This window comes from Agromyces sp. P1_H4 (assembly GCF_056405255.1).
The window spans coordinates 1-4,608 of the sequence record NZ_JBFUCL010000307.1 but is presented as its reverse complement, the minus strand read 5'-3'; the positions used below and the strand labels follow the sequence as shown (position 1 = coordinate 4,608).

The following is a 4,608-nucleotide window of genomic DNA, read 5'->3' as shown; positions in this document are numbered from 1 at the left end:
CTCGCGGTCTGCGTCGGTCCACAGCACCCGATCGCGGTCGGCCGTCTCGACGGCGCGCGCCGCGGTCGTGTCGAGGGCGGCCGACTCGTCCATATCGCGGAGTCTATGCCGGGTCCGCGCCCTGGCGTCGAGGCTTGTGGAACTATTGGGCGACGCGGTCACCGACCCAAGGATTGTTTGTCGCCTGCAGCTTGCTTCAAGCCAGCCCGCAGCGCGCAGTGTTCACGAGCTTCATGGGAATCCGGTTGCTTGACGAATCAACTCACCGAAGCCGAGGCGATCGCTCAGCTCATGGAGCTCTTGCTCGTCCGGGTGATCTGGCAGCACCGAATCCCACGCGGCCAGGGCGAGTGCGAACATGATGACTTGTGTCCCAAGTGCGATCTCGAGGTGCCGATAATGCGGGCGCTGGAGGAGATTGATCCCCTCCGGGTTCTCCTCTGTCGGAGCGATCCGTCTCATGTACTCGCTGAGGAGCGGTGGCCCTCCATGTGAAGCCTCCGACAAGAGCCGGTAGTACGGGTAGATCCACTCGCCACCCGGAATCGCTTTGCAGCGTTTTTCGAACACCCGTGCTTCATCAGACGCGAAGACGGCGTAGTCGCGAAGTACCGCATCGAGCTCCCGAGTGTCTTGGAACGCCCCAGGCGAAAGGCGGCGCATCGCTCGAACCAGGAGCCCGCTCTGACGGGCCGCTTCATGCATCGAGCTTCGAACGCCGATCGGCTCTCTCGCCCACCAGACGGCGTTCACCGCGCATTCCATGCTCAACCTGACCAGGGGCGCGGTTGAGAGGTAGATGTTGGAATGAAGCAACTGGATGACCGATGTCGTCAGTTCGGCGATGTGTTCGACCTGTACGTGAATCGCCAGGGCCGGCAGAGAGGTGCCATCGATCTTCGGGATCGCCGCGCCCCCGTCGTGGGCATGCCACAACCTGAGCAACCGTTGAAGCACCGCGACCGATTCCCCCGGGTTCGGCACTTCGGCCGTCGGATGCTTGATCACGGCGCCGATCCTACGACACTGAAGCCTGTCGACCCGGACGGAGCCGAGAGGCTTACGCGGTCGTCAATCCGAGAGCCCCACGTAACTGACGGCGCCGCTCTCTCAGACTTCTTCCTCGTCCCCGCGCCAACGGAGCGCTCGCTGGGCGATCCCGCTGGAGAGCTTGCCCGTTACGGATCTTGCTCGGTCAAGGGTCTCGTCACCGACACGCTTGGCGGCGTCGACGCCCCCTGCTCCGGTCGCGAGCAACTTGTCTCGCACTTCCGTTGCCGCGTCCCCCACCGTCTCGCCTCCAGCGATTGTCGACCAAGCTCGATCCCCAGCCGCCCCTGGAACTCGACGACGGCGATCGCAACGCGGTTGGTCGAATGCACCACGGCCCGGGACGTGGTCGGGTGCAGCAGCACCCTCGTGTTCGCCGTGCCGGCAGCGGCGTTCATGCGGGCCATCAGGTGTTCAGTGCTCCGAGAGATGAGTTCCAGCCGGTTCTGACGGGCGGCCTTCAGCGCAAGGCGATGTCGGTCCAGTTCATCCGGAGACGCGTCCAGCACCCGGTCGAGTTCCAGTACGGCGATCGCGTCCTGCAGTTGGAAGCAGCGAGCCAGCACAGCGTGCCATTCTTCGGCCTTGGACTCTGCTTCCTTCGCCGCCTTGGCGAGATCACCGACCTGGGTCTTGCGCTCCAACTTCTCCGCAAGCGCGTCGATTTGACGCAACGCGTACGCCTGGGTTCGTGCGATCGTCGCCGGCGTGGCTTGTACCTTCGACCAGGTGACCTCGGAGACCCGACCCATGTGCTCTCGGATCGTCATGGCCTCCTCGATCACGAGGTGCACTCCGATCATGTCCGCCAGCACCGCGTCCTTCTGGGCGCGGAGCACGTCGTCGACTTTCTCGTCGATCGTGGCCAGATAGTCGGTGATCTCGTCCATGGCCTGCTGCATGGCAACTTGCGCCATGATCCCTGCGGCGCCGGCCAGAATCGCTGGGTTGGCCAGAACCGATCCGGGTCCCTTCGCGAACTGGAGGAGATGAACGAACTGCCCCTTGTCCCCCCGCAGCACGCCGGTGCTGAGACCGGTCGACGAATTCTTCACCAGCGGGTACTTGCTGGCAAGCTGCGCGGACTCCTTCGTGAGTTGGACCCATCGACCTGAGTTGGCGGCGATCTCGGAACCGGCCTGTGCGACGCYCGCCGCGGTGCCCAGCGCTGGTCGGAGCCTTTGCAATCCGAGGTCCTTCGAATGCAACCCCTCAGAGACGAGGAATCGATCAACAGCGGTCGGATGCCCGATGACCGCCAGCCCGTCGCCGTCACTGATCAGCTGGATCTCGTCATCCATCGTCGGCTCCTGAATGTTGGACGGGGAAAGGCCCGCGAAGATAGGAGTCTTCGCAGTTGAAGTGTAGGGCTTGGAGAATCGCGGGCTGACACGTCGAGGAATGGGGTCTTCGCGGAGCTCGACCTGACGAGTTTGTCAGTCTCAGTGAGCGCCTATCATCGTTCGGGCATGCACCGATGCTCTGTCGGGCAGAATCGAACACATGCTGGCGATCGCCCTCTACCTGCGCAGTGACAACCTCGGTCGACGCAATCTCGAACACGCGATCCAGACCGGTTGGTGGGGCTTCACCCGCGAACGGGATCACTACGTGCATGTAACCCGTGGCACCGTTGTGCTCATCGCCACCGGCTTCAATCACCCGACGCTCGGCGGAAGCCCCCGCAGATCCTCGGACATGTGGGCCGAGGGTTCGCTCCGACGCATCGCAGTCTTCCGCGCCGAGTCGGGCGTTCGACGGGAGGCGACGTTGCTACGGCCCGACGAGATCGAGAGCGGCGAGCTGCGCTATCCGTTCAGGGTGGACGTCAAACACATTCGCGACGCGCACCAGGTGCCCATCTCGAGCCTCCCGAATGAACTCACCGAGGCGTTTCGACGGTCGGCGTTGAGTGGCGGAAGCGGCCTGCTCGTGGATTTGCAATCGTTGCCGCGAGCACTGACGGTGGACCGACTGTAGCGTCGGCGCGCTGATCAAGCGGCGCACCGCGCGGATTCTCGTCAGTGCCGTTCTGTGACGACTTCGCTCAGCCGGCGACTCGGGTTGTCTGAACGGCACCGACGCACGGGCCGTCACGGCGGCGGGCCCGACCGTCGCCGTGCGTCGCGTGTCGTTCATCGAGCTGCGTCAGCCGTCGACGCAGAACGGTGAGTACCGCGGCGACGTGTCGATGCTGATGCTGATCGAGTGCTCCACGCCCTTCGAGGAGGCCGGCGCGGTCAGCCACGGACCGCAGGCGCGTCACCGTGTCGCGGCGCCAATCCTGGTAGGCATCGTGGGGCCGCGAGGCGAGTCGCTCGAAACGATCGTCGATGATCGCGAGGCGCAATTCGAGTGCGCGAACGTCGGCGGCAAACTGCGCGCGATCGATGTGGTCGAGTGGGGAGTCACTGTCGCGCTGGTACGCGTCCATCCGTCCGCTGAGGGGTGAGTCCGAGCCCATTGTCGGCGCTCCTTGCTGACTCCAGCCGTAGCCGAAGATTCCGACAGTAGGAAGGACCACCGACATTGCCCGCGCGCCGGCCCGAACCTGATCCTGTGCCTCGTTTTGGGGCGATGCAGAGAAACCCCAGATCAAAGAGGCTTTCTCAGTCAAGTGTTCGAATGTGCCTGTTCGAAGGAGGCCTCACTGTCGTACCACGCGGGTAACGTCAGTCAGCTATCGACTGGTTCAGCAACGACGGCTGCCGCTCGAAGCGTCCGACGACCTAGCCGATTGGAGTAGTCGATGACCGGATCCGTGGTGACCATCGCTCAACCCGTCGGTGGTCTCAATGCCGCCGTGTCGAACACCCGAGCGCGGCGGGCCCAGCCGATCGCGGTGCTGCCCGATGGAGCGCATCAGTGAACACATCGACTCAGATCGGGATTGAAGAGTCGGACTCTGGGTCTGAGCTCACATCGTGGCTCATCGATCTCGCGGAAGCCGTCCCAGACGAGGACAACGACGGCTACGAGGACCTTGACCTCGACGCCTTCGACGACGAAATCGAGTTCGGATTCCACGTCGTGCCACTTCATCGGGATGCCGAAGAGACACGAATGTCGCCCGACTCCGATGTGATCCTGTTCACATACCCCGTCGCGGCTGCACCTCCCACACGCCAGACAGCACCCCGCGGCCACGCAGTCTCTCCTGGAATCGCGCCCCGATATGCCCACATCACCGGCGCGACGGCCGACCCGGTCAAGGACTACCTGAAGCAGATCGGCAAGGTCGCGCTCCTGAACGCGGCCGAAGAGGTCGAGCTGGCCATGCGCATCGAGGCCGGTCTCTTCGCCGAGGAGAAGCTCTCGCACATGACCGACGCCGAGAAGCGCTCGCAGCTCGGTCGCGAGCTGCAGTGGGTCGCCAAGGACGGCCAGCGTGCGAAGAGCCACCTGCTCGGCGCCAACCTGCGTCTCGTCGTCTCGCTGGCGAAGCGCTACACGGGCCGTGGCATGCAGTTCCTAGACCTGATCCAGGAGGGCAACCTGGGCCTCATCCGTGCGGTCGAGAAGTTCGACTACACGAAGGGCTTCAAGTTCTCGACGTAC

Annotated in this window: 5 protein-coding genes; 3 read left to right on the top strand and 2 right to left on the bottom strand. The window is 64.0% G+C overall.

Annotated elements, in window-relative coordinates; all coding sequences use genetic code 11:
• Positions 1 to 231 precede the first annotated feature (231 nt).
• Positions 232 to 1,008: a hypothetical protein gene (locus AC1DY2_RS15900; protein WP_476763304.1), complete on the bottom strand. Its 777-nt coding sequence runs from the start codon at positions 1,006 to 1,008 to the stop codon at positions 232 to 234.
• A gap of 170 nt (positions 1,009 to 1,178) precedes the next feature.
• Positions 1,179 to 2,351: a hypothetical protein gene (locus AC1DY2_RS15895; RefSeq protein ID WP_476763303.1), complete on the bottom strand. Its 1,173-nt coding sequence runs from the start codon at positions 2,349 to 2,351 to the stop codon at positions 1,179 to 1,181.
• Between the two features lie 202 nt (positions 2,352 to 2,553).
• Between AC1DY2_RS15895 and AC1DY2_RS15890 the strand changes: the two genes are divergently transcribed.
• From AC1DY2_RS15890 to AC1DY2_RS15880, 3 genes are all read left to right on the top strand, one after another.
• On the top strand, positions 2,554 to 3,030 hold the full coding sequence (locus tag AC1DY2_RS15890) for a hypothetical protein (RefSeq protein WP_476763302.1): 477 nt from the start codon (positions 2,554 to 2,556) through the stop codon (positions 3,028 to 3,030).
• A 148-nt stretch (positions 3,031 to 3,178) separates the two neighbouring features.
• The gene (locus AC1DY2_RS15885) at positions 3,179 to 3,502 is read left to right on the top strand and encodes a hypothetical protein (protein WP_476763301.1); all 324 of its coding nucleotides are present in this window, start codon (positions 3,179 to 3,181) and stop codon (positions 3,500 to 3,502) included.
• A 611-nt stretch (positions 3,503 to 4,113) separates the two neighbouring features.
• The coding region (locus AC1DY2_RS15880; RefSeq protein WP_476763300.1) for a sigma-70 family RNA polymerase sigma factor at positions 4,114 to 4,608 on the top strand (495 nt) is incomplete at its 3' end.

Coding starts and splice junctions, on each gene's coding strand:
- AC1DY2_RS15890 (WP_476763302.1), top strand. CDS start 2,554: ATGCTGGCGATCGCCCTCTACCTGCGCAGTGACAACCTCGGTCGACGC.